The 4,372-nt window shown below is 62.5% G+C and carries 5 protein-coding genes; 4 read left to right on the top strand and 1 reads right to left on the bottom strand.

Features of this window, described 5'->3' with window-relative positions; all coding sequences use genetic code 11:
- A partial coding sequence (locus ACTIFJ_RS14930; RefSeq protein WP_439534905.1) for a GntR family transcriptional regulator occupies positions 1-327 on the bottom strand: 327 nt, incomplete at its 3' end.
- Between the two features lie 138 nt (positions 328-465).
- Between ACTIFJ_RS14930 and ACTIFJ_RS14925 the strand changes: the two genes are divergently transcribed.
- The 4 genes from ACTIFJ_RS14925 to ACTIFJ_RS14910 all read left to right on the top strand — a co-directional run.
- The gene (locus ACTIFJ_RS14925; protein WP_439534904.1) at positions 466-1,215 is read left to right on the top strand and encodes an aspartate/glutamate racemase family protein; all 750 of its coding nucleotides are present in this window, start codon (positions 466-468) and stop codon (positions 1,213-1,215) included.
- A gap of 3 nt (positions 1,216-1,218) precedes the next feature.
- Positions 1,219-1,650 carry a nuclear transport factor 2 family protein gene (locus ACTIFJ_RS14920; protein ID WP_439534903.1) on the top strand — a complete coding sequence of 144 codons (432 nt, stop codon included), beginning with the start codon at positions 1,219-1,221 and terminating at the stop codon, positions 1,648-1,650.
- Positions 1,650-2,048 (top strand): nuclear transport factor 2 family protein, encoded by a 399-nt coding sequence (locus ACTIFJ_RS14915; RefSeq protein WP_439534902.1) that lies wholly within the window; start codon positions 1,650-1,652, stop codon positions 2,046-2,048. The genes ACTIFJ_RS14920 and ACTIFJ_RS14915 overlap by 1 nt, the downstream gene beginning before the upstream one ends.
- Before the next feature lie 54 nt (positions 2,049-2,102).
- Positions 2,103-4,372 (top strand): TonB-dependent receptor (locus ACTIFJ_RS14910; protein ID WP_439534901.1); only part of this gene is annotated, 2,270 nt, incomplete at its 3' end.

The raw sequence follows: 4,372 nt of genomic DNA, 5'->3' as shown, positions 1-4,372 counted from the left end.
GCATTTGAGCGTCTCGAGGCGGGTTTGGGGGGGGTATTGGAGCAGCTCGTCCATCGAGGAGAGTTGCTGGACCATGATTTCGGGCAGATTGGTCCGGACCACGACAGTGCCGACGCGGCGCTTGCGGCTGACGAGGCCGCGTTCTTCGAGCAGGCTGAGGGCCTGGCGGAGGGTGAAGCGGCTGACGTGGTGATGGTCGGCGAGGGTGGTTTCGGGATCGAGCTGGTCGCCCACGGCCCATCGGCCGCCGAGGATGTCCGCCTGCAGGCGTTCGGCGATTTCCTGATATTGGGGCCTGGTGCTTTGAGAACCGGCGACGCGGTACATAGGCTCTCGTGATGATGAGGGTGGGGGTTGAGGCTATAGGCAGAGGCGTCGTCGCCGCCAATGACAAAAAGCCGGCGCGTCGCTTGACTTGACATGCGGCGTCATTAGTCTGGACCAAAGTGGCGCGGAGGGGCGTAGGTGGGAAGCGAGCATCGGATCAAGGTCATTGTGCCCATTCCCATGGGGGCGGACGGCGTGGCCAGCCGTGCGGCGCAGTTGCCGCCGGCGCTGGTGTCAGAGGGGTTTGTGCCCGAGTTTGCCGCCGTGGTCTGGGGCGCGGCGCTGGGCGATTCCTATCATGACATGCTGCTTATGGACTGGACGGTGTTCCAGGCGGGCATCGATGCCGAGGCCGAGGGCTATAGCGCGGTGATTGTCGACACGGTCAGCGATTCGGGGGTGCGGGCGTTGCGGTCCCGGCTGTCGATTCCGGTGATCGGGCCGGGCGAGGCGGCGTTCATGGCGGCGATGATGCTGGGCAAGAAGTTCACCGTGCTGACGATGTGGCCGGAATGGTTCCCGCTCTATGAGAAGACGCTGACCGACTATGGCTTCTGGCCGCGCGTTGCCTCGCTGCGGTCGATCAACACCCGGCCGGATGTGACCGAGCTGCTGGCCGGCAAGGAGGAGATCATCTTCGCCAAGCTGAAGGCCGAGGCCGAGAAGGCGATGGCCGAGGACGGCGCCGATGTGATCGTGCTGGGCTCGACGACGATGCACCAGTCGGCGGCGTGGCTGGCGAAGAACCTGCCGATCCCGGTGATCAACCCCGGCGTGATTGCCTACAAGCAGGCCGAGATGCTGGTGACGCTGGGGCTCAGCCACAGCAAGAAGGCCTTTCCCAATCCTGGCGTCTCCAAGGACGCCGATATCCGCAAGGGACATTGAACCATGGCAGAGTGGCAGGAAGCCGGGCCGGGACAGCAGCCGCTGCCCTATCCCTTTTATATCGATATCGTCACCAAGCGCTATTTCGACGGGGTCGACAACAAGGCGCTGCAGCAGGTGCTCGACTGCTTTACCGATGATGCGATCCTGACCGAGGTGACGTCGAACACCGTGCACGACGGCAAGGAAGCGATTGCCGCGATGTTCACGCGGCTGTTAAGTGATTTTTCGTCGATCTGGCATGGCAATTTCGTTCATGTCGCCGATCCGCAGAGCAACTCGATCTGCTCGCAGTTCACGGTGCTGATCACGCCGAATGGCGGCAGCGAGCTGCGCTACGAGAATGCCAATCGCTTCTATCTGAAGGGCGACCGGTTCCACCGGGTCTATGTCTATATGAGCGGCGACAATCTGCTGAAGGAAGGGGAACTCTGATGCAGTATGAACCCACGCTCGGCCGCGCGGCGCTGATCGACCTGGCGCTCAATCGCTATTTCGGCAGTGTCGATGCCAAGAACCTCGATGCGGTGCTCGAGTGCTTCAATGACGAGGCGCTGATGTGCGTCCAGACCGAATTTACGCGCCATGCCGGAAAGGATGCCATTCGTCGCATGTTCACCGGATTCATGGGTGCTTATGAGACGATCGTGCACAAGGATTTCGTGTGTACGGTCGATGAGGTGAACGGGCGGATTGCGGCAAGTTTCGAGGCTGTATTGACGGCCGCCGATGGAACGGTGACAAGTTTCTTCAACACCAACTTCTGGCGGATAAGGGACGGGAAATTCCAGGAAGTATACGTCTATTTCAGCGGAGAAAATGTGCTCGTTTAAGAGCCGCATAGCCCCTGGGGAGGGGCGCCAACGAAATTAACAGGGGAATGAAAAATGCAGACGACCAAGGCACTGATTCTGGGTTCAGTGGCAGCGATGTTGCTGTCGCCGGTTGCCACCATGGCGCAGACCGCCGGCCAGGCCGCGCAGGCGGAGGATCTCGGCGGAGAGATCGTCGTCACCGCGCGCCGGCAGGATGAAAAGCTCCAGGACGTGCCGGCGTCGATCACCGTGCTGACCACCGAAGCGATTGCCAACACCGGCGCGCGCGTGGCCGCCGACTTCGTGCAGCTGACGCCGGGCGTGACCATCGTTACCGGCGTTGTCGAAGCGGGCGACACGCAGATCGCCATTCGCGGCATCAACGGCGCGCGCGACGGCGAGAATAACGTGGCGCTTGTTGTAGACGGCGTGCTGAAGACCAATACGGCGCTGCTCGCCCAGGATCAGGGCGCGATCGCCCAGATCGAAATCCTCAAAGGCCCGCAGGGCGCCTATTATGGCCGTTCGGCGGTGGCCGGCGCCATCGTGATGACCACCAAGCGGCCGGGTGACAAGGTGGAGGTTTCCGGGCGGGTGTCGGCGGCCAACAACAACACCTATAACGCCGCCGCCTCGATCAGCGGGCCGCTGGGCGACACGCTCGGCTTCGTCGTTGCCGGCGATTATTTCACCACTGATGGTTTCTATCGCGACATTTTCTCGACCGATCCGCGCCGGGCGACGCTTTATCCGACCAACCCCGGCAAGGCGGCGTCGGTCGATGACAATGAGCGCTGGAATATCAACGGGCGCCTGCTGTTCACGCCCAGCGCCGATACCGAGCTGGACTTCAAGATCCGCTATGCCAAGCTTTCAGGGTCGGCGATCGGCTTCAATGCCATCTTCCAGCTGCCCGGCCTTGCCGACGCGCTGGGGGCGCCGGTGTTCAATATCGACGCCAATGACCATGAGTTCGTGTTCGCGCGCGGCATCGATCCGGAGAACCGGCAGAAGACGTTCGAGAGCTCGCTGCACCTGCGCCAGACGATCTCGGACAGCATCAGCATGACCGGCTATGTTGCCTATAGCCAGACGAACAACTGGTTCTACGCCGACGGCACCAGCGGGACGTTCAACTTCTTCGCCAATGAGTCGACCTGCATCGCCACCACCGCGGCGCTGACCGGCTTCCCGGTGCAGGCACCGTTCAGCGTCGGCGTCCCCGGCGGGTTCCTCAACCCCTATTCGCCGGTCTCGTGCGACGGGTCGCAGTATCAGCAGCGGGACCAGAAGGATTTCACCGCGGAAATCCGCTTCACCGGCGAGACCGATATTGGCCTGAACTGGTCGTTCGGCGGCTATTATCTCTACATCGACCGGTTCAACTGCAACAATCTCGGCGTCGACACCGGTCGCGGCGTGGTCACCGAGTGCTACACCACCGATGCCCGCAACCCGACCGAGGCGCTGGCGCAGGACACGTTCAAGACCAACGTTTACGCGCTGTTCGGCTCGCTCGACTACAAGCCGACCGAGCGGCTGACGCTGAGCGCGGCGCTGCGCTACGACATCGAGGACCGCAGCACCGAGAACGGCATCCCGACCGGGCGGCGCACGCGCTGGGTGGGCAATGTGCTGACCGGCAACCCCAATGGCACCGCCACCACGCCGGCCAACTACTTCCTCAACCCGGGCCTCGATCCGGTCTATAATCCGTCGGGCGTGCTGGCGCCGCGCGATGCGAGCTTCAAGCAGCTCCAGCCGAAGGTCTCGATTGCCTATGCGGCGACGGACAGCATCAACATCTATGCGAACTGGGGCATCGGCTTCAAATCCGGTGGCTTCAACAACGCCGGCTCGGCGGCCATCGTCAACGGCTTCTTCAACCAGGGCATCGGCGCCGGCCTGTCGATCTTCGACCAGTTCGACAAGGAGACGACCAGCGCCTTCGAAGTCGGTGTGAAGGGCAATCTGACGCCTGACCTCAGCTTCGAGCTGGCGGCCTATCATACCGATGTCACCGACTCGCAGTTCTTCGAGTTCTTCGTCGGGCCGTTCGGGCTGCTGCGCGTTGTCTCGAATATCGACAAGGTGCGCTTCAAGGGCATCGAAGGCTCGTTCAATGCGCGGCTGGCCACCGGCTTCACCGTGTTCGGCTCGGCCAACGTCATCGACGGCAAGATCCGCCGCAACAGCGCCCGGCCCTATACGGTTGGCAACAAGGCACCGGCGACGGCGGACTATACCATCAACGTCGGCGCCCAATATGATGGCCCACTGACCGACACGCTGGGGATGCTGCTGCGGGCCGACTATCGCATCACCGGCCCGACGTTCTTCCA

This window comes from Polymorphobacter sp., from assembly GCF_051860865.1.
Classification (GTDB): Bacteria; Pseudomonadota; Alphaproteobacteria; order Sphingomonadales; family Sphingomonadaceae; genus Sandarakinorhabdus.
This window is presented reverse-complemented; position numbering and strand designations above follow the sequence as displayed.

What these genes read in the sequence shown, in the direction of transcription:
- ACTIFJ_RS14920 (WP_439534903.1), top strand. Translation starts at nt 1,219, where the DNA reads ATGGCAGAGTGGCAGGAAGCCGGGCCGGGACAGCAGCCGCTGCCCTAT.
- ACTIFJ_RS14915 (WP_439534902.1), top strand. Translation starts at nt 1,650, where the DNA reads ATGCAGTATGAACCCACGCTCGGCCGCGCGGCGCTGATCGACCTGGCG.